21 protein-coding genes are annotated in these 21,128 nt (G+C 36.9%); all 21 read right to left on the bottom strand.

What is annotated here, in order from left to right:
* Nucleotides 1–831, bottom strand: a complete 831-nt coding sequence (locus ACG9ZB_RS07865) for a glycosyltransferase (RefSeq protein ID WP_419325256.1) — start codon at nt 829–831, stop codon at nt 1–3.
* Nucleotides 828–2,060, bottom strand: coding sequence for an O-antigen polymerase (locus tag ACG9ZB_RS07860; RefSeq protein ID WP_419325255.1), 1,233 nt, complete (start codon nt 2,058–2,060; stop codon nt 828–830). The genes ACG9ZB_RS07865 and ACG9ZB_RS07860 overlap by 4 nt, the downstream gene beginning before the upstream one ends.
* Complete coding sequence (locus ACG9ZB_RS07855) at nt 2,050–3,132, bottom strand: glycosyltransferase (RefSeq protein WP_419325254.1); 1,083 nt, start codon at nt 3,130–3,132, stop codon at nt 2,050–2,052. The genes ACG9ZB_RS07860 and ACG9ZB_RS07855 overlap by 11 nt, the downstream gene beginning before the upstream one ends.
* Nucleotides 3,129–4,028, bottom strand: a complete 900-nt coding sequence (locus ACG9ZB_RS07850; protein ID WP_419325253.1) for a glycosyltransferase — start codon at nt 4,026–4,028, stop codon at nt 3,129–3,131. Before ACG9ZB_RS07850 ends, ACG9ZB_RS07855 begins: the two co-directional genes overlap by 4 nt.
* Entirely contained in the window at nt 4,018–5,286 is a 1,269-nt protein-coding gene (locus ACG9ZB_RS07845) for an O-antigen translocase (protein WP_419325252.1), read from the bottom strand. The genes ACG9ZB_RS07850 and ACG9ZB_RS07845 overlap by 11 nt, the downstream gene beginning before the upstream one ends.
* A 1-nt stretch (nt 5,287) precedes the next feature.
* Nucleotides 5,288–6,403, bottom strand: coding sequence for a DegT/DnrJ/EryC1/StrS family aminotransferase (locus ACG9ZB_RS07840; RefSeq protein ID WP_419325251.1), 1,116 nt, complete (start codon nt 6,401–6,403; stop codon nt 5,288–5,290).
* Nucleotides 6,400–7,344, bottom strand: a complete 945-nt coding sequence (locus ACG9ZB_RS07835) for a GNAT family N-acetyltransferase (RefSeq protein WP_180182881.1) — start codon at nt 7,342–7,344, stop codon at nt 6,400–6,402. The genes ACG9ZB_RS07840 and ACG9ZB_RS07835 overlap by 4 nt, the downstream gene beginning before the upstream one ends.
* On the bottom strand, nt 7,341–8,180 hold the full coding sequence (locus ACG9ZB_RS07830) for a GNAT family N-acetyltransferase (RefSeq protein WP_419325250.1): 840 nt from the start codon (nt 8,178–8,180) through the stop codon (nt 7,341–7,343). Before ACG9ZB_RS07830 ends, ACG9ZB_RS07835 begins: the two co-directional genes overlap by 4 nt.
* Complete coding sequence (rfbA, locus tag ACG9ZB_RS07825) at nt 8,177–9,061, bottom strand: glucose-1-phosphate thymidylyltransferase RfbA (protein ID WP_419325249.1); 885 nt, start codon at nt 9,059–9,061, stop codon at nt 8,177–8,179. The genes ACG9ZB_RS07830 and rfbA overlap by 4 nt, the downstream gene beginning before the upstream one ends.
* Nucleotides 9,061–10,119, bottom strand: coding sequence for a dTDP-glucose 4,6-dehydratase (gene rfbB, locus ACG9ZB_RS07820; RefSeq protein ID WP_419325248.1), 1,059 nt, complete (start codon nt 10,117–10,119; stop codon nt 9,061–9,063). Before rfbB ends, rfbA begins: the two co-directional genes overlap by 1 nt.
* Before the next feature lie 109 nt (nt 10,120–10,228).
* Entirely contained in the window at nt 10,229–12,088 is a 1,860-nt protein-coding gene (locus ACG9ZB_RS07815) for a polysaccharide biosynthesis protein (protein ID WP_419325247.1), read from the bottom strand.
* A 61-nt stretch (nt 12,089–12,149) separates the two neighbouring features.
* Nucleotides 12,150–13,319 carry a DegT/DnrJ/EryC1/StrS family aminotransferase gene (locus ACG9ZB_RS07810; RefSeq protein ID WP_419325246.1) on the bottom strand — a complete coding sequence of 390 codons (1,170 nt, stop codon included), beginning with the start codon at nt 13,317–13,319 and terminating at the stop codon, nt 12,150–12,152.
* Nucleotides 13,320–13,354: 35 nt separating this feature from the next.
* A complete protein-coding gene (locus ACG9ZB_RS07805; protein WP_419325245.1) occupies nt 13,355–14,011 on the bottom strand; it encodes an acetyltransferase in 657 nt (218 codons plus the stop codon).
* The gene (locus tag ACG9ZB_RS07800) at nt 14,004–14,612 is read right to left on the bottom strand and encodes a sugar transferase (RefSeq protein ID WP_419325244.1); all 609 of its coding nucleotides are present in this window, start codon (nt 14,610–14,612) and stop codon (nt 14,004–14,006) included. Before ACG9ZB_RS07800 ends, ACG9ZB_RS07805 begins: the two co-directional genes overlap by 8 nt.
* 155 nt (nt 14,613–14,767) lie before the next feature.
* Nucleotides 14,768–15,307 carry a serine O-acetyltransferase gene (locus ACG9ZB_RS07795; protein ID WP_419325243.1) on the bottom strand — a complete coding sequence of 180 codons (540 nt, stop codon included), beginning with the start codon at nt 15,305–15,307 and terminating at the stop codon, nt 14,768–14,770.
* A 32-nt stretch (nt 15,308–15,339) separates the two neighbouring features.
* A complete protein-coding gene (locus ACG9ZB_RS07790; protein ID WP_419325242.1) occupies nt 15,340–16,479 on the bottom strand; it encodes a glycosyltransferase family 4 protein in 1,140 nt (379 codons plus the stop codon).
* Nucleotides 16,476–17,570, bottom strand: a complete 1,095-nt coding sequence (locus ACG9ZB_RS07785) for a glycosyltransferase (RefSeq protein ID WP_419325241.1) — start codon at nt 17,568–17,570, stop codon at nt 16,476–16,478. Before ACG9ZB_RS07785 ends, ACG9ZB_RS07790 begins: the two co-directional genes overlap by 4 nt.
* Entirely contained in the window at nt 17,567–18,685 is a 1,119-nt protein-coding gene (locus ACG9ZB_RS07780) for a glycosyltransferase (RefSeq protein ID WP_419325240.1), read from the bottom strand. The genes ACG9ZB_RS07785 and ACG9ZB_RS07780 overlap by 4 nt, the downstream gene beginning before the upstream one ends.
* A gap of 31 nt (nt 18,686–18,716) precedes the next feature.
* Nucleotides 18,717–19,265, bottom strand: coding sequence for an acyltransferase (locus ACG9ZB_RS07775; RefSeq protein ID WP_419325239.1), 549 nt, complete (start codon nt 19,263–19,265; stop codon nt 18,717–18,719).
* 94 nt (nt 19,266–19,359) lie between these two features.
* Complete coding sequence (locus ACG9ZB_RS07770; RefSeq protein ID WP_062031568.1) at nt 19,360–19,953, bottom strand: acyltransferase; 594 nt, start codon at nt 19,951–19,953, stop codon at nt 19,360–19,362.
* Nucleotides 19,953–21,125, bottom strand: a complete 1,173-nt coding sequence (locus ACG9ZB_RS07765; protein WP_419325238.1) for an oligosaccharide flippase family protein — start codon at nt 21,123–21,125, stop codon at nt 19,953–19,955. Before ACG9ZB_RS07765 ends, ACG9ZB_RS07770 begins: the two co-directional genes overlap by 1 nt.
* Between the last annotated feature and the right edge of the window lie 3 nt (nt 21,126–21,128).

The raw sequence follows: 21,128 nt of genomic DNA, 5'->3' as shown, positions 1-21,128 counted from the left end.
TTATTTATGAACTTTTTTTCGTAGAAAAGTATTATAAATTTTACCTAGCAATGAACTAGGCATCAGCCTAAAAGTAGATCTTATTAGGAAGATAATATTAGCATGTATTGGGTTCTGAATTTTGAGTTCTTTTTTTAAATTTAGTAATTGTTTTTCACTTTTAATATATTCTAAACCTTTACGGCGACCATGCATACCGTTATCAATTCTTGCATATACCAAGACATCACCTAAGTTTTGAATTTTATAGCCTTTAGCAATTACTCTTAAAAAGAGATTGTAATCCTCCATCCATAAATGGTGCTGATATCCTCCTACTTCAAGAATATGTGATTTTCGATATGTAATCGTCATATTGTTAAAAGGACTTTGCTTCTTCGCATACTCTTTTAATTCTTCATTTGATAAAGGAACTTTTCGCATCCCTTTAGGAGTATGAATATCTTCTACAAATTCAAGAATCTGCCCACCTATAATTGATATATCAAGATTTTCTTGCAAAAAATCAATTTGTTTTTTAAACCTTTCAGGTACACATATATCATCGGTATCTACAATGCACACAATTTCATTACTACATTGCTGTAAACCAATATTTTTCGCTTTTCCAGTACCGACATTTTCAGCAAGTTCAGTCACTTTTAAAATATCTTCTATTTTTTCTTTCCAGTACGCTATTACTTTATTTAGCTCAGGTGTCAAAGGACCATCCTCTATCACAATAATTTCTGAAGGTTTTAGTGTTTGATTATCCCAAATACTTTCCATACAAGCATTAAAATGCTCAGCTTGCTCTTTAGAATAAATGGAAATTAAAACTGAAAAATTCATATAGGCTTCCGTTCTCTAAAATTTAATTGGTTTGGATTATTGATTACAAAAAAAAGAAAACTAAAGAAATATACATGAGCAACCCCTTTAACATTCAATATCAACAGACATAAAAATAATAATAAAAATAAAAATTTATTTGGAAAGGATTTAAATAATAAATATATATTCAATAATATAAAAATAAACAATCCTACAATACCATTTGAAAAAATTATCCTAAAATAACCAATATCAGTATCTTTATAATATCCAATAAAGTCACCATTTGAAAAATTTTTATATTTTGAGTCACCAAAGAACCAAGTCTCTATATTTTCAGGTGTAACCTTATACATTTCTGCTAAATCACCAACTGAAGATGAGGCTTGAGAATTTTTAAAATTAAATAAAAAATCAAATCCAAAAGAAAACTTCTCATTTATAGAAAACAAGCCTTTAATTACAAAAAAAGATAAAAACAACATTGGAAATATAATAATTACGCATTTAACAATATTTTTAGAATTTAAAAAAAATATAAATGATAATAGCACACCAATAATTGTTGTTCTGGAAAACAACAAACCAACAACCACAAAAAACATATATATAAAAAAATATAATAAATAGCGGCGCCCTTTACAGTATTGATTTATAAAAAAAGATAATAAAATTAAAAAAAATGAAGTTATAACACCTGAACCAAAAAAAGAAGCACCAATCCCAACAAACCTAGCCTCCATAAATGAATTCATAGCCTCTAAACTTAATCCATCAATATTAAAAATAGAAATAAAAAAACTTAAAATAGTTGGAAATAAGTTTGCAAACAATGAAATTAGTAGCTGAAATAAAACTGCAAGAATAGAAAACTTAAGAACCCCCTCAAAGTTAAAATCCAAGTCTAAAAAATTAAATATTTTTTTAATCCCAAATGCAGAAAAAAAATAGATAAGGCCTATTAACAAAGTTTCCTTTATGTAATATAAATCAGAATAAGAATTATACACATAAGAAAATAAAGCCCAAATAAAAGATAATAAAACAAAAATAAAGTAATAAAAATACTTTTTCACTATTTTTTTATCTAATACCTCATAAAAAAAGACCACACTACCAAGAAGAAAATAAGGAATTATCAAATAAAATGGTAAGAAATTAATTTTTAAAAAATATATATAAATAACCAAAGAAAGAATAGCAATAGGATAAGTAAATAGTTTTTTTAAAAACAAATTATACATCATTCAACACCTTAAGCCATTTCTGGACAATTATTTCCTTAGAAAACGAAGTCAATGTGGATTTAATATTACAGTCATGCATTTTTATTAAACTATGATTTTTTAATAATTCAGCACCACCATGCAAATCTCCAAAGCTCAACAAATAGCCGTTCACACCATTAACTATAATATTTTCAGGACCATATGGCACATTATAAGCAATACAGGGGATATTACGGGAAATTGATTCTAATAAAACCATACCAAAACCTTCAACCTTTGAGGTCATTAATAATGCATAAGCGTCTTTGTAAATATTTTCAGGATCAATTTCATCTGTAATTACTTCAACATATGATTCTAAACTATTAGTTGATATAAAATTTAAAATATCAGCATGCAAATTTCCATAACCAAATATTCTGAATTTTATATCTTTTTCCCATAATTTGGATAAATTATAAATCTTTAAAGCTTCAAGCGGTTGCTTTTCTTCACTAAACCTACCAACAAAAATTATATATTTTTTCCTATTTTCTTCGGATTTTATAGTTGATAAATCAATGAAATTAGGAATATAAATAGAACTCAGCCCTTTATCTTGGTATTTCTTTTGATCCTGAACAGTCAGAGCTATCATATAATCAATTTTTTTTAGGAGAATATATTTAAATTTATCAACAAAATAACCTTTACTGTATACTGTTGAAGTATGGTCACAACCGATGATTTTTGTTTTAGAATTTTTTATTTTTAAACCAGCAAATAGTAAATTCAATGGCGGAGATGTTGGCATCCATATCTCATTATTCTTTTCTTTTAAAATTTTTGAAAAAATATTAAAACTATCAATAAACCAATTTATTTTTTTAAAGCTTTCATATTGATTTGTACTATGTTTTTTAAATTCTAATGAAACTATTTTCACTTTATGAGAGATATCAAAGCATAGGTTATTAATTTCTCCAATGCTGTATATTGTTACATCCAGCCCATTTTCCACAAAAATATTGGCTAGGTCAGTTACAACTTTTACAACTCCACCTATATTACTTTTATCTAGTGAATGCACAACAAAATTAATCTTCATCATTTAATAAAACTCTTAAAGGCATGAAAAAAGTACTTTACAAAACTCATTGTAACTATTTGTTTAATATCACATTTTAACAATTTCAACAAATATACTATAGATTGAGTTTTATCTACATATAAATAATCCGTAGCTTTCAACCACTCTACTTTTAATCGAGCCATATTATATTTATTTGAGTGTGAAAAACAATCAATAACCTTTTTCCTCTCTTCATTCATAATTTTAAAATTTTTAGAAAAATTAATATCATGACTGCGATATTTCACTAAAACCGTATTAAGATAAACTAGACTTTTATGATTTTCTGTAAGTTTCAACCACATATACCAATCTTCAATTTTTAGGTTTTCTTTATATCCTCCAATAGAACGTACATTTTCCAATATTAATAAAGCTGTAGGTGCAGGCAAGGAAAAATTATGTAAAAATATTTCATCAAAATGATATTTTTTTTCTTTTTTTACGATAGTCTTTATAGTTTTATTACTTTCATCTATTAAATAGTACCCGCCAAAAACCCCTGCAATGCTAGAATCAGAATTCTGAATTAAAAAATTAGCCTGTATTTCTATTTTATTAGCACACATTATATCATCTGAAGCAAATGGGCTGTAATATTCCCCCTCACACCATACTAACGCTTCATTTAAAGTTCTACTTAATCCCTTGTTAGGCCTATAACGAAACTCAAACCGTTTGAATCTTCTTTCACAAGCAAAAATCATTTCTTGTATTTTTTCTACAGATCCATCTTTTGATCCATCATCTATAATAATCAGTTCAATATTTTCATATGTCTGATCTATTACACTTTGTATGCAATCTTGCACAAAATGTTCATGGTTATAACATGCAATAACAACAGAAACTAAAGGCTGCTTATTATTTTCCAAAATGATTCTCTCGGTCTTTCAATACATCAAATACAAAATACCCCATTACACTCCAGTACAATGCATAATTGAGCAGGTGAGCAATGGAAACCCCTTTAAAACCAAAATATTGAGTGCATAAATAAGTTAAAGCAACAGAACTGCCTGCAAAAATAATTTCAGTGCTTATAAATAACTTTGTCATTGCTTTACCCAGCATCAGGTAAGCTAAAATCCAACTGCCAATCTTAAGTGAATCGCCAATCATCTGCCATAAAAACAGCTCTCGCATTGGCAAAAATGCAGCACTAAAAAGCAGTGGGATAATCCAATCCTTTAGCAGATATACTGCAGTACCGCCAAGTGCAGCTAAGGGGAAAATAAATTTATAGCCCAAATAAACTTCTTTCTTTATTTCCTGAATATTTGTCAGCTCAGACAACCTTGGTAAATAGTAAACACTTAATGTTGTAGTGACTAGCATCAGATATGCAGCACTTAAGCGGATCATTGCTTCCCAATAACCAGCATACACAGCATTATATTCGTGAACGAGATAGCCACGGATGACAATTTGGGATAAAGGTACACAAATGGCGCTGACTAAGGCCATTGCAGCGAATGCAGCAATTTTTTTTGCAATTTCAGGATCAATTCTCCCCCATATGTATGAAAAATTAAACCATTCAGATCTACAACTCAAAAACAAAGTTACAATAAAGTTAAGAGACTGGTAGATGCTTAGCGCAACCAGTGCGCCATATAATCCAAAATTTACTGCAAGCAGTCCTGTGATCACCAAAGAAAATAAGCTGCCGGCAATATTGGCAACAACCAGCTTGAGTATTTCTTTTTTACCGTTCAGGATCGCTAACAAAAGCGCATTTAAATTAAAAAAAATCAGAAATACGGCAAACCATATTAAAATAGAGCCATAATCTCCCGTTTTAAATATCCAAAATGACAACTGTTGATGAAAAGTTAATACAAGAAAAGTGAAAATAAAACTAAAGATTGAAACAATGCTTCCGGCCGTTTTCCAGACAGCTCTTTGCTTCTTTTCATCTTCATGGTATTCGGCAGTATACTTAATAACAGCATTATTCACCGCACTTCCTGCAAAGGTCGTGATCATTTGAATAAAGTTTTGGAATTGACCAATAGCAGCATAACCAGCAGGTCCGACATATACTGCGAGTATTTTATTCAATAAAAACATCGTGGCTGTTTTGATTAAAACAGCCACTCCATTTAGTACACTGGTCTTAAGCAAATTCATTTTAGGCGTCAAAACTATTACAAAGCTGAATTACTTTTTCCACATCCTCCAAACTCAACGTTGGCCCCATTGGTAAGCTGATTACTTCATCATGAATCTTCTCTGAGATAGGATAACTTAAATCATTCCATTCTTTATATGCTTGCTGTTTATGTGGAGGAATTGGATAATGGATTAACGTTTGTACGCCATTTTCTGCTAAATATTGCTGCAATGCTTCTCGATTTTCTGAACGAACGACAAATAAATGCCAAACATGTTGGTCATAGTGAGAAACATCTGTATCTGTCAAAGGTAAGCTCAATTCAGGGTTTTTAATCCCTTCAAGATACATTTTTGCAATTATACGACGATGTTTCACTTCAGCATCTAAATATTTTAATTTGACATCGAGCATTGCTGCTTGGATTTCATCTAATCGACTATTCACACCCGCGAATAAATTTTTATATTTCTCGTGTGATCCGTAATTGCGCAAGGCTCTTAACGTTTGTGCCAATTCAGCATCATTTGTTGTAATTGCTCCAGCATCACCTAGTGCGCCTAGATTTTTTCCCGGGTAAAAACTGAATCCGGAAGCATTACCCCAGTTTCCAGCTTTTTTGCCATGGATTTCTGCACTATGAGATTGAGCTGAATCCTCTAAAACCAAGAGATTATATCTATTGGCAATATCCATAATCTTAGGCATTGCAGCCAATTGTCCATATAAATGGACAGGTAAAATGACTTTAGTTTTAGATGTAATTGCTGCTTCAATTTTTAAGGGATCAATATTATACGTAGCAAGATCAGGCTCAACTAGAACTGGTGTTAAATTATTTGCTGTAATTGCTAAGATACTGGCGATATAGGTATTTGCAGGAACAATCACTTCATCACCATCATGAAGCTTACCCAGCTCTTTCCAAGCGCGTAAGGTTAAAACTAATGCGTCTAAACCATTCGCCACGCCAATCGCAAATTTGACCCCACAATAGTTTGCAAAGTTTTGTTCAAAATTTTCAAGCTCTTTACCTGAGATATACCAACCAGAATCGATTACGCGGGTACAGGCTTCTATTAACTCTACTCTATATTGCTGGTTAATATTTTTTAAATCTAGGAAAGGAATCATAAAATGTCTACACTATAAAAATCATGAACAATTGCTCGGGCACCAAAACTTTCTTTTTGACTAATCAGCCCATTGTTTAGATATTTCCCATTGTCTTCATTTGAAATTCCAAAATCAAAAAATTTTGCGTATTTTGATGCTTCAGAGATTATAAAATCAATCAACATATCCAACGCACAAATATCTCTACCTACTTGATTGCAGGCTAAATATTGTGTATGAACAACTTCAGTAGTTTCGAACGTAACTGAACACGAAACTATTTTTTCATCTAAAAAAGCAGCATAAGCCTTAATATTTTTGGGAAACTTTCCCTTTAAATAATCAATTTCAACTTCACTGTGAACAGGTTTTGCATCATGGTGACCAGCTAAAACTTCTCTTATTAATGCCCATACTTCACTAGGTTTATCAATTTCTTTACAAAAAACCCCTTCCTTTTTTGCCTTATTAACCCCCCACTTTCGACCTTTAGAGTATTTAAAACCATTTGAAATTAATATAGAAGAACTTATATCTCTTCTATAGAGTTGTGCATCACTCCTAAATAATGCATATAGATCTTCTTGAGCTGGATATTGATGATAAATAACAGGTATACACTTATAAATGATTTTATTAATATTATGTAACTTTAAAAAAAATTTAAGTTCATCAAAAATTTTCAATATATCTATTGCGTGAATATTTTTATCCATTAGAAACCCACCAAAAGTTAAACCTTGGTGACTATAAAATATACCATCACTTATATTACCAGGTAATAAAGTTACTATTTTATTCTTCTCATCCCTAACAATTAAAGAAAAATCATCAAAACGATCTGAATGATATTCCATAAAATCACGATGAAACATAAAGTGATAATTCTTACAATTTAATAAAAAATCATCCCATACGCCTTTATCAGCATTCGTATATTTCGTTATCTGGAAGCTCACAGTATTTTCTCCATAACTATATATTCATCATACTCTTCGATATCAACATAGTTAAGTTTCTTATATAAATTGATAGCAACTTTATTTTCTTTCAAAACTTTGAGATATAATTTTTTTATACCTTTTTCTAAAGCATCATTTTCTAATAATGCCATTACTTTTTTTCCTAAGCCCCTTCCCCAATATTCCTTATTTCCAATATAGAGCCATAATTCAGCTTTATCATCTATTAAATTTTTTAACCCGCAAGCCCCAATTGCAACCTCTTTAAAAGAGATACCATAAATAAAATAGTCTTTCCGTGATGATAGGTTTTTATAGAAATCCTCTTGCTGCCTTTTTGTAAAATCAGGCGTCATAGTTAAATGCTTTAACTCTTGATCATTTAACCACTCCCATGATTTATCTAAAAAATTATGATCATACTCAACCAATTGCAATTCATTATATTTTTTAAATTGTTCATATTCCCGAATATAATCATTTTCATCATAATAATCGCTTGCCAGCACCAGCATAATGCAATTATCTGAAAAATCATGCATTTCATGCCATACCATTGAAGGGATTAATAAACCTTTATTCGGCTGATCAATCAAAACTTCTTTTTTTTCAGTGCCATTATCCATTAACATTTTGCATTTCCCTTGTATGCAAAATGCAACTTGGTTTAACTTTTTATGGGCATGAAAACCACGAGGTACATCTGGCTGAGTATCAAAAATGTAATACAACCTTTTTACTTCAAAAGGAATATTTTTATTTGATTCAATCACGACTAAAGAACCTCGTTGGTCCCCCAAATTGGGCAATTCAACCCACTCAATTAAACTCATTGCCCACTCCCCTGTTCGACCAAAGAAATTAAGTACTGACCATAGTCATTCTTACTCATGCTCTGGCCAATTTGTAACACTTGTTCTTTGCTTAACCACCCATGACTAAGAGCGATTTCCTCTAGACATGCAACTTTATAACCTTGGCGCTTTTCTAAGGTCTCTACAAATTGTGCTGCTTCAAGCAAACTTGCATGTGTACCTGTATCGAGCCATGCAAAGCCTCGACCCAATAGCTCAACACTTAAGGTACCCCGCTCTAAATACATTTGGTTTACTGTCGTAATTTCTAACTCACCACGGTCAGAAGGTTTAACTTCTTTTGCAATTTGAATCACATCATTGTCATAAAAATACAGACCTGTCACGGCAAAATTTGATTTTGGTTGCTTAGGTTTTTCTTCTAATGAAATTGCGCGTTTATGCTCATCAAACTCAACTACACCAAAACGCTCAGGGTCTTTTACTTGATAGCCAAAAACTGTTGCGCCTTTTTGGCGAGCTACAGCTTGTTTTAACATTGGTGTAAAACCCTGACCATAAAAAATATTATCGCCAAGTACCAAGCACACATTACTATCACCAATAAACTCTTCGCCGATAATAAACGCTTGAGCTAACCCATCCGGACTAGGTTGAATGGCATACTGCAAACGAACACCAAACTGTGAACCATCACCAAGCAGGCGTTCAAAGCTCTCTTTATCCTCAGGTGTCGTAATAATCAGAATATCCTGAATTCCTGCCAACATAAGTACAGAAATTGGATAGTAAATCATTGGCTTGTCGTAAATTGGGAGTAGTTGTTTAGATACACCCTTTGTAATTGGGTATAAACGTGTACCCGATCCACCTGCGAGAATAATACCTTTTGTATTCATTATGCATTCACACCTAATCTTTCACGTTGGTAACTGCCATCTTGAACACGACGACACCACTCTAAATTATTCAAATACCATTCAACTGTTTTTCGAATACCTGTATCAAACGTTTCTTCAGGTTTCCAGCCTAATTCATGGCCAATTTTTGTTGCATCAATGGCATATCGCAAATCATGACCAGGGCGATCTTGTACAAATGTGATCAGTGACTCATAAGCTTGTCCATTCGACTGGGGCTTTAACTCATCTAAAATCTTACAAATCGTTTTTACGACTTCAATGTTTTGTTTTTCATTGTGTCCACCAATGTTGTACGTCTCTCCCACAATGCCTTCAGTCACCACTTTATATAATGCTCTAGCGTGGTCTTCTACATATAACCAATCGCGAATTTGATCACCTTTACCATAAATTGGAAGTGTCTTACCTTCTAAAGCATTCAAAATCACTAAAGGAATCAATTTTTCAGGGAAATGATAAGGACCATAATTATTTGAACAATTGGTAATCATTGTTGGTAGTCCATAAGTTCGATGCCAAGCTCGAACTAAATGATCTGAACTGGCCTTACTTGCCGAATATGGCGAACTCGGAGCATAGGGTGTTGTCTCCAGGAACAAGTCCTCTGTACCTTCTAAGTCACCATAAACCTCATCTGTTGAAATATGGTGAAAACGAAATGCTTGTTTTTTATTTTGATTTAAACCGTTCCAATAATGACGGGTAGCTTCCAATAAATGATATGTACCAATAATATTGGTTTCAATAAACGCAGCCGAACCTGTAATTGAGCGATCTACATGGGACTCTGCTGCCAAATGCATCACAGCATCTGGTTGAAAACTTTCAAAGATTTGATCTAATGCAATACGATCGCAAATATCAGTTTGAGAAAACTGATAACGCTCACTATCAGCAATACTTTCTAAAGATTCTAAATTGCCAGCATAGGTCAACTTATCAACATTTAATACTTCATTATTAGTATGATTAATAATATGTCGAATCACGGCAGAACCAATAAAACCTGCTCCACCTGTTACTATAATCTTCATAAATATCCTAAATTTTAAAATTCACTGTATTAAGGTATAGCTTTAATTTTGTTATCCTTAATTATATCATCCAGTTAAATTAAATTTAATTTTAATACTACTATTAAAATTACTTATCCATAGATGCTGAACAATAACCATCCACATATTTTTTTAGTATCTTAAATAATTCATTTAAATCATCACGATACTTGTAATTTTTAAGCTGTATAAATATTTCAGAAACCTCTAAATATCCATAATATTTTTCATAAGACTTTAATATCCGTTCATGATCCGTTTTTTCAACATTTTCAGCATCAATTAACAACTCTTCATATAACTTTTCACCTGGACGTAGACCTGTAAATTGTATCTCAATATCACCTATACCATTTTCATCGATTGCTCGAAAACCACTCAAACGAATCATTTGTTTAGCTAAGTCTATTATTTTAACTGGCTCGCCCATATCAAGCAGAAATACATCACCACCTGTCCCCATCGCACCTGCTTGAATCACGAGCTGAGCTGCTTCAGGAATCGTCATAAAATAACGCGTGACTTCTGGGTGCGTTACTGTAACAGGCCCGCCTTGAGCAATCTGCTTTTTAAACAAAGGGACGACAGAACCTGACGAACCAAGTACATTACCAAAGCGTACAATACTAATTTGCGTTTTTGGATTCGTCGACGCTAGGCCCTGACAATACAATTCTGCCATACGTTTAGACGCCCCCATAACATTGGTTGGACGTACCGCTTTATCGGTTGAAATTAAAACAAAAGTTTCAACATTTTGATTCACCGCTGCATCTACACTACGCTGCGTGCCAATAGACGTATTATAAATACCTTCAAATGGGTTTGCTTCAACAAGCGGTACATGTTTATAAGCTGCGGCGTGATAAACTGTTTGCACTTTGTACTCTTGAATAATACGTTCTAATTTTTGCTGATTGGTGACAGAACCTAGCACTGGAATAATTTGTATATCAGAAGCCTGCAATTCACGATCAATTGAATACAAAGCAAATTCTGACATTTCAAACAGCACCAACATTTTCGGCTGATGCTTCACAATCTGACGGCAAAGTTCAGAGCCGATTGACCCTCCTGCCCCTGTCACCATGACCACTTTATTTTTAATATTCTTTTCTAACAGTTCAGGTTTCGGCGGTACAGGATCACGCCCCAATAGGTCGATAATATCCACTTCACGGATATCTGAAACTTTAACCTTACCATCGACCAGTTGGGTTACCCCTGGCAGTTCCATAATTTTGACATCTGCCGTATCAAAAGACTCAATAATCTCTTTTTTCCGTGCACGACCAACGGAAGGCATGGCAAGTAATACTTCTTCAATGCCAAATTTTCCAAGTTTTGCTTGCGCTTTTTTGGGTGAATAAATTTTTAAACCACTCAGTGACTGACCTTGTAAGGAGCGCTTATCGTCAATAAAACACACGGGCAAATAATCATCTGAGCGGTTTAAAGCTGCTGCAATTTGTTGTCCTGCCAGCCCTGCACCATAAATTGCCACGCGTTTACGGCTTTGTTTTTTGGCAAAAGTTTTAAGAGTAGCGTAGCGAATGACGGCACGGCTCCACCACATGTATGAAAACAGCATAAAGCCATACATGAGCGGAATACTCATGGGAATAAAAGCGACATTCAGTTTTTTAATCGTGTATAAGGCCACGATTTGGATAAATGTTCCGATTAAAATCCGCAGTAAATAGTCTTCATTAAATGAACGCACAATTGCACGATAAATACCGAGCAAGGCAAAAATCAGAATACCTACCACACCGACATAAATATACCAAGCATCCAGTCCTTGCATAACCTGAACATTGGGACGTGCCAAACGGATGGCATATGCCAGCCACATCATTAACGGTAAAACACAGATATCCATCAGCACCAAAACGATTTGTTTTTGGCGACGCGGTAATGATGCTATAGAACGGATAATGTCTTTCACAAGATGCTCAAATGGGGTCAATAAAGCGGATGAGAGCGAATATTATATGCTCTTTCCAGGTTTAGATTTTTGCGATCACTGCTTGGATCGCATCCACGGTTTTTTGCAGGCTGTGCTCAGACAATGTTGGATGTACAAGGAACATTAAGCTTGTTGCACCGAGCTGTTTAGCTTGCGGTAAAGACTGCGCAGGACGCCAAGGTGTGCCATCAAATGCTTTTTCTAAATACACTTCTGAACATGAGCCGCTAAAACAAGGCACATTCAATGCATTGATTTCTGCCATGATTCGATCACGCGACCAATCTTCAGGCAAGGCTGAAGTATTCACTTGCACATAGCATTTATAGGCTGCATGTACATAGTCGCTAGAGGGTTTAACTACAGTAAAATAGGGGCTATTTTCAAAAGCGACTTGGATGCGCGCCATATTGGCATTACGTTTTGCAGTCCATTCTGGCATTTGTTTGAGCTGTAAACGGCCAATCACCGCCTGCATTTCCATCATTCGCCAGTTGGTGCCAAATGAGTCATGCAGCCAGCGGAATCCCGGCGGATGTTGCTTGTTATACACGCTATCAAAGTTTTTGCCGTGATCTTTATACGACCACATTTTTTTCCAAAGATTTTCGTCATTGGTAGTGACCATGCCGCCTTCACCGCCCGTGGTCATAATTTTGTCTTGGCAGAAAGACCATGCGCCTATATGACCGATGGAACCTGCTGATTTGCCTTTGTACATTGCACCATGCGCTTGAGCACAATCTTCAATCACGAAGATGCCTTTTTCCTCAGCCAACTGCATGATCGGATCCATATCACACATCCAACCTGCCAAGTGTACACAAATAATCGCTTTGGTATTCGGCGTAATCACTGCTTCAATAGTACGTCGAGAAATATTCTGGGAAGCCAGCTCTACATCAGCGAAAATAGGATTAGCACCTGCAGTCACAATCGAGCTTGCCGAAGCTAAAAACGTACGTGAGGTAACAATCACATCATCGCCTGCACCAATACCTAAAGCTTTGAGTGCTAAATCGAGTGCGACTGTACCATTGGCCACGGCAACTGCATGCTTGGTTCCTGCAAACTGTGCAAATTCCTTTTCAAATTCACGGCATTCTTGACCAGTCCAATAATTCACTTTATTGGATAAAAGGACTTTTGATACCGCATCGGCTTCTGCTTGAGTAAAGCTTGGCCAAGGTTCAAATGCACTGTTTAACATGGAGTTTTCCTAGTCCCAAAATCGAGTTTAAAAATCTATTTTTTCGTCACAATACGGGCAGGATTTCCCACCACTGTTGCGCCTGCAGGCACACTTTTAGTGACAACAGCGCCCATACCCACAACCGCACCTGCGCCAATGATGAGTGGCTGATCGGGTGTACCCTGCTTAATCACGGCACCTGCACCAATATAAACATGGTCTTGAATATGAATATTGCCGTTGCATTTTACGCCTGGTGCAAAAGTAACGAAATCCCCAATCACGCAATCATGCTCGACATAACTGTATAAATTGGCATGAAAATACTTACCGATTTTGACATTTGAGCCAATGGTGACAAATGGACTTAAAGCAGAGCCTTCAGCGAGCTCTATTTGATCCATTAAAACCACATGGTCCGCGATGATCGACCAAAGGTGAATGCCATCCATCTTTAAACGCTGAGCGATCTTTTCTCGTACATGACTATTGGCAATCGCAATTTGCACGTATTTTTCTGAAGCCGTTTCATTTAAAAATGCGAGGTAATTTATGGCACGATGACCGTTTACTTCTGCAACCGATTCCAAGGCATCATCAATAAATACGATTTCTGAAACATCGCTTTCACGTGCTAATTGCTTGCGTGCAACAGGCATTAAACTGCGCCCGCAGCCTGAAGCACCATAAATTGCATAGAGCTTAGTCATCTTTAGGCTCCGAAGTACCCGTAAACTTACTCATGGTCGCTTCACCTTCGGCACTAATATCATCTTTAGACAATACTTTTTGTACCGTTTTCAGCATGATTTTAAAATCTAGCCATAATGAACGATTTTCGACATACCATGTGTCTAGCTCAAATTTCTTTTCCCATGAAATGGCATTACGACCATTCACTTGCGCATACCCTGTGATGCCCGGACGCACGTTATGACGTTTGGCTTGTTGCTCATTATAGAGGGGTAAATATTCCATCAGCAGTGGTCTTGGTCCGACAATACTCATTTCTCCTTTAAGCACATTCCACAGTTCAGGCATTTCATCCAAACTGCTGGAACGCAGCATTTGACCAAAAGGTGTTAAACGCTCACTGTCGGGCAAGGAATGACCTTGTGCATCAACCGCATCTTTCATACTGCGGAATTTGATCATTTCAAAAGGTTTGCCATTGAGCCCCGGACGCACTTGACGGAACAACACGGGTGAACCCAAATTTTTTCGCACCTTATATGCCACAAAAGCATATACAGGAGACAGCAGCACTAGCGCAGATGATGCAATCACAATATCCAATAAGCGCTTTAACATGGTTCACTCTTGAGGTTAGATAAAAATGGCGGAGTCAATATTCATTTCTAGCAATGATTATACCCTGTTCGCCACCATCAGATTTGTAAAATATTTCAACGGTCAAAGGGACTCAAGTATTCCCCATTCTAAAAGCTGTCAAAGCATATAGCCGTTTAGAGATCTGTCCAACGACGATTAACTGCCTGACCCGGATTATTCATGCTGATCACCTTCGCATAGTTTCCCACCGCAGTTGCATTTTCAGGAATATCTTTGGTCACGACGCTGCCCGCGCCTATAGTGGCATTATTACCAATTTTGACATGTTCAATAATGCAAACATTCGGCCCAATATAAACATTGTCACCAATTTCTGCTGCTTGACGGCCGCCATTTGCACCAATGGTGGTAAATTGAGATAAATTCACATTATTGCCAATCACAGTTGTCGGATTAACGACCAACGGCCCGCCATGACCAATAAACAGACCATATCCAATTTGAGTCGTGGTATGAATATCAATGCCGTACTGCTTTTTTTTATAATAATAAATAGGATAAGCCAACTTTGCCCATACAGTTTTTGAACTGGCTAAACGCAGCCAAAATGAAAAATTAAAACCGCGATTGAAAAAATAAGTTTTCAAAAAAGTTTTAAAACTGACATGACCGGTATAACGGTATAAATCACTTTTTATATATTTTAAGGTCATCTGGATCGCCTCTAAAATTGCGTAAATCGCCTTTAATGAATATCCATTTCAGCCAGCATGTGCATATTCACTTGATGCACATCATATTTATTCAGCGCAATTTCTCGCGAACGCTGTCCCATATACTCAATCAGTTTTGGATCCTCAATAAAGTATTGCATGCATTGCACCAAATCATCTACAGACTTCACTCCGACCAAATAACCATTCACACCGTGCGATACCGTTTCACGGCAGCCCGGTGCATCGGTGGTAATAATCGCCCGTCCCATAGCCATCGCCTCTAATACCGTACGTGGCGTGCCTTCACGATAAGATGGCAACACATACACGGAACTTTCCGCAATTGCAGGACGGACATCACTGAGCTTGCCCCAATATTTGAGGCGACCATCTGCAATCCAAGTATCGAGTTCGGCTTGTGAAATCGCAGATGGATTATCATCAATCCAACCGACCAAATGAAACTCAGCTTCAGGATATTGTGCTTTGATGATACGTGCCGATTCAGCATATTCACGCACACCTTTATCCCCCAAAAGCCGTGCAATGAGCAAGAATGAGGCTTTGACCATGCCTGCATCATCTTTCGGTAAAGGCATGACATCAAAGTCTTGTACATTTACCCCTGAACCATTCACTACTACAGTGGGTTTATTGGCATCAAGCAAATGCATGTCTTGGAAAAGCTTTAAATCCTCAGGGTTTTGGAAAAAGACTTTGTCGCTACGTTTGAGCGCTTGCGCATATAAGCCATGCACCAGCTTTTGAAACAGACTACGCTTACCCGCTTCTACATTTTGAAAGGCATAACCTAGACCAGTAATTAAAGCAAAACGATGCGGTACTTTCGCCCGCCATGACGCGAGCGTGCCATAAATCACAGGTTTAATAGTATAGGACAGCACATACTCAGGCTGAATTTGACGAATTTGCCGATAGATATGTTTTAACAGTTTTAAATCCGCCAGCGGATTGGTGCCAGTGCGCTGCATGGGAATTTCATGCAGATGATAGCCAAGGGCTTGCAGTTTTTGCTGTTCTTCGGGGAATGATGCGAATTCAGGTGCCATAATGTGAATTTCATAGCCATGCGCAGAAATCGCTTCTAATAACTTGCCACGAAAATTGAGTACAGATGGCAAAAAACTGCTGATCATTAAAAACTTCATGCCTTTTGGCTCCACACCTGCATATATTGACGGCTGACAGTTTCAATACTGAAATTCTGCTCAACCCGTTCACGCGTCGCTAGTTTTAAGCTTTGCTTTTCTGCTTCTGATTTTTGTGTATAAGCTAAAATGGCATCTACCAAAGCTTGTGCATTACGCGGTGGAACGATATTTCCTAAATCCTGCACAATATATTTGGCATCGCCCACATCGGTGCTGATACATGGCAAACCTGATGCCATTGCTTCGACCAATACATTCGGAAAACCTTCGGTAATCGAAGTCATGAGGAATGCATCAATGGATTGATAAAATGCTGGCATATCTGAGATTTGGTCTATTAAATGGACTTTTTCAGCATCTAGTTGATACTGATGAAATAAGGCTTTGACCTCAGGATTGTCTATACTAGCGCCGCTACCAGCAATTTTAAAGATGATGTTTTTATCTTTCAGCAAGCCCATAGTTTCAAACAAATAGGGATAACCTTTGGCCGTATGATAACGCCCTGCAAAACCAATCACGGTTGGTTCATGCAATTGAGGATTAGGCTGAAATTTATCTAAAAACACGCCATTGGCAATCACTTGACTATTGGCATTTTTAAAGCCAAAGGCCTGATGCTGCTGCATAGACGAATGCGCACAATAAATAATGGCACTGGCTTGTTGGGACAGTATTTTGCTTAAGCCTAAGGCAATCTTGGTGCTGATGGATTCATCTTTAGGAGAAGCAAGCGAATGATGAATGCCCCACACCATATTCGGTTTTTGAGCTAAACCAAGCATACTTAAACTTGTGAGCACATTGGCATGATACATCCAACATTGCACGGTTTTGGGTTGTAGTTGTTTCAGTAAACCACGCAGTTTTTGAATCGTACCCAACGTATTTAAACCATTCCACTGCAGTGCATAATATGACTGACAACAATCTAAAGTACGTTGATAAACCTCAGAGGTTTTCATCAATGCAATGATCACATGTTTATACTGCTGCTCTGTGCATTGGATCAGGCGTGCTAACATCATCTCAGCCCCCCCCACGCCTGCAAAATTGGTAATCACATGCACCATTAATGGTTTAGTCATGATGCAGACTCCATCATTCGCAAATATTGCTTAAGTACGGTTTGCTTATGAAACTGTTGAATATGTGATTCAAAATCAGCTTCTTGATATTGCACATAATCAGCAAAAATTGCCTGTTGCATAGCTTGGGTTAAACCTGCCTGATCATTGCATTCGACTAATAAACCAAACTTGGAATGTTCTAGAATTTCCATCGGGCCGCTTGGGCAGTTGGTACTGACCACTTTTACTTTTGAAGCCAACGCCTGAATGAGTACTCCAGGCAAACCTTCCCAATTGGAACTTAAAACAAACAGCGATGCATATTTAAAATAAGCGTATGGATTAGCATCAAAGCCCGGTAAATCCACCACATCGTTTAAACCCAACTCGGCTACTAGAGCCTCAAACTCAGTACGCAGTTCACCCTCACCTAAAATCAATAATCGGGTTTCAGGATGCTGATTATGCAAGGCTTTAAAGGAACGAATCAGAAAACCAAAGTTCTTTGCTTCAGTGAGACGCCCCACTGCCAAAATCACTTTATGGTCATTATTAAAAAAGCGATGTGTGACTGGCGCTTTGAGTTTTTCAAAATAGGCATCGTCCAATACAGGGTTATAAATCGTGCTCAGATTATTATTTTTATAGCCATAATATTCACGAAAATCGGCTTCAACCCCTTTAGAGACGCAGACCACCTGCTGTGCCATGGGGTAGGTCCAATTCACCAAAGTTTTCAGCACAAATTTAGCCACACCTTGCAACTTCATATTTTTGGACGGTGTCGATACTTCACGGAAGATCAATCGCGTTGCAACACCTGCAAGCTTTTTCGCAATGCCTGCCACAATATTGGTATGGGTTTGCGTGGCCACTAAGCAATCATATTGCTCAGCTTTCATTTTTTTTTTCAAGGGCGTGATACTATTCATCACCCGACCGCAATTAAAATTGACCAATTCAATTTTAGAACTCACTTCGGGTAACAGCTTGGCTTTATCGCCATTCAGGTCACATACACCTAAATGAATTTTAAGTCCTTGTTCAGCAAAACTGTTCGCCAGTTGAATGACCGTACGTTCTGCACCGCCACCGCCCAAGCTTGGCAAAAAGAACATGACTTTATTCAACATATGCAGACCTAAATTTTAAAATGGGAGAATATTAATGCGGTGTTTTTGATGCTTGAATCACCATGGCGCGTTCCACACGGGCACGGTAATCGGTGATGCCAACCAAGTCGCTATCACTGGCACAGGTGCTTTGAATTTTGGCTTGATAATCAGCAAAGCTCGACACCACTTTGGCAGGTACACCAATCGCCACGCTATAGTCAGGAATATCTTTGGTCACCACCGAACCTGCACCAATCACCACATTTGAGCCAATGCTCACGCCCGGCATAATAATGCTATTCACACCTATAAACACATGCGAACCCACTTGAATCGGGGCAAAGCGTTGATAGCGTTTGCCTTTTTCATCTTTGACCAACCAGGTACTGCCATCATGGGTAATAAATTTCACGCCTGAAGTCACCGTGACATGATCACCAATTGAGACTAAAAACGGTTCTGAGCCCCAATTTTTAATATAAATTCGGCAGTTTTCACCAATTTTCACCCCCTTTTTACGTGCATATGCCACACTGCCCTTTGCCATAAAATAAGCAAGATCAAACAGCTGTCGAAGAGCAGAAACCATAAATGCCATACGCATGACCTATGTCAGAATCAGAAAATCAAAAGGGAGAAAATTAAGCTGAATATTTTACGCTGAAAATATGTTTTACGATATGCATAGCATTTTATACTGATTTGATTTTTTTGGCCGGAATACCGACATACACCCCTGATTCAGACAGAGGTTTTGACACTAAACTGCAGGCACCAATTACACTGTCATCGGCAATAGTTACACCATCAAGTACCGTAACCCGTGCACCAAGCCAGATATTTTGCCCTAAACTCACGCCCTGCTTGGTAATTGCATCTTTCACTAACAGATCAGGCTCACCAAATTTATGATTACTAGCAATCAAAATACTTTGCGTACCAATACGGGTGTTATCGCCAATCGTGATACCACCACAGCCATTGATATACGATTTGGAATTAATGCTGACATCCTTGCCAATTAAGACCTTGCCACCAAAGCATTTGATATAGCAGTTTTCACCAATAAAACTGTTGTCAGCAATCTCAAGCACTGCACCATTTTCAACGATTAGGCTGGCATGATCGCCAATATAAACATTGTTGCCGATCTTGACTTGGCCATTAATCTCTAGGGTACACGCTTTGCCGAAGTAACGAAATTTTGTGCCAAATGCCATGTTGTACATCACTTTACGGCACTGTGAAGCAAACCAATTCATGTATTTTAAGGTTTTAAAAAACATCAGTTTTTGTTTCTCCACACCACATATAAAATGGCAAAGTTATAGAAAATCAATGCCACAGTCACCGCAAGTAACATATACACTTTATCAGCAAAGACAGCATAGAAACCTGCAAATAAAGCGAACTTAATCATGAGTTCTACGATCTGCAATTTAAACAGCAGTTGACTGTTGCGCTGAGCAATCAGAAACGCTGAACTTGGCGGATTACAGAAAATCGCCCAATAACCCAAAGCTAAAATTTGGAAATAGCTTGAAATACCCACCCATTCACTGCCAAAAACCCATAAATATAAAGATTCAGGCAATACAAATACTAAAGCAAATAAGGGCAGGGAAACTAAACTCAGTAGCACACTGGCTTTTAATGCATTCTTGCCTGAGTGCGCATCTTTAAATTTGCGAATAAAAAACTGACGCAAAGTTTGCGAAATCAAATTAATCGGAACACGCAAAGTCCGTTCTACAATGGCATAGAAGCCCATCGCCTGCACACCAACAAAATGCGACACCACATAGTAAGGCAAATTATGTGAAAAACTATTCAGCAAGGCATGTGATGTATTGGCATAAATAAAATCTTTGTAATGTTTAAATGCCTGCCAACTCACTTGATACAGTTGATTCTTTAGTAAATAAGTCAGCACCGCCACAATCATGATAATCGAGCTGACGTTATAACTATTCACCAAGCTGATCTGCATCACGAATGGCAACGAGAGTTGCACCAACACGACAATGGCACTTCTAAAAATATTTAAACCTGCACAAAAATATTCTTTATGTGCGGAAAATTGATAATTATATAGGCTTTGAATCAGGGTATTGGCAAGCACACCCGTTGCCACAGCAAACGCCATTTCAACATTTAAAATCACGCTGATAACGATGCCACTCATCACAGCGATTACTGTTGAGAATATAGCCCCTTCAAAGATCAGGCTTTTTTTATCACCTTCTTCGGCAACCAATAAAGCTTGATCAAGACGTAAATTCGCCACCGTCGATATAACACTGACTATCGCCAATGCAATCCCGTAAGCCCCAAAGTCAGCAACAGAATATAGGCGTGTTAAAACAGGAAGTGCGATAAATGTCATTATCGCACCTGCCAGTAAACTTAAGGTAATCAGCCCAATCGACTGATACTTTGCGAAAATTTTCGCAATCATCTG

The organism is Acinetobacter johnsonii (genome assembly GCF_048551975.1).
In the GTDB taxonomy this organism is placed as follows: Bacteria; Pseudomonadota; Gammaproteobacteria; order Pseudomonadales; family Moraxellaceae; genus Acinetobacter; species Acinetobacter johnsonii_A.
This window is presented reverse-complemented; position numbering and strand designations above follow the sequence as displayed.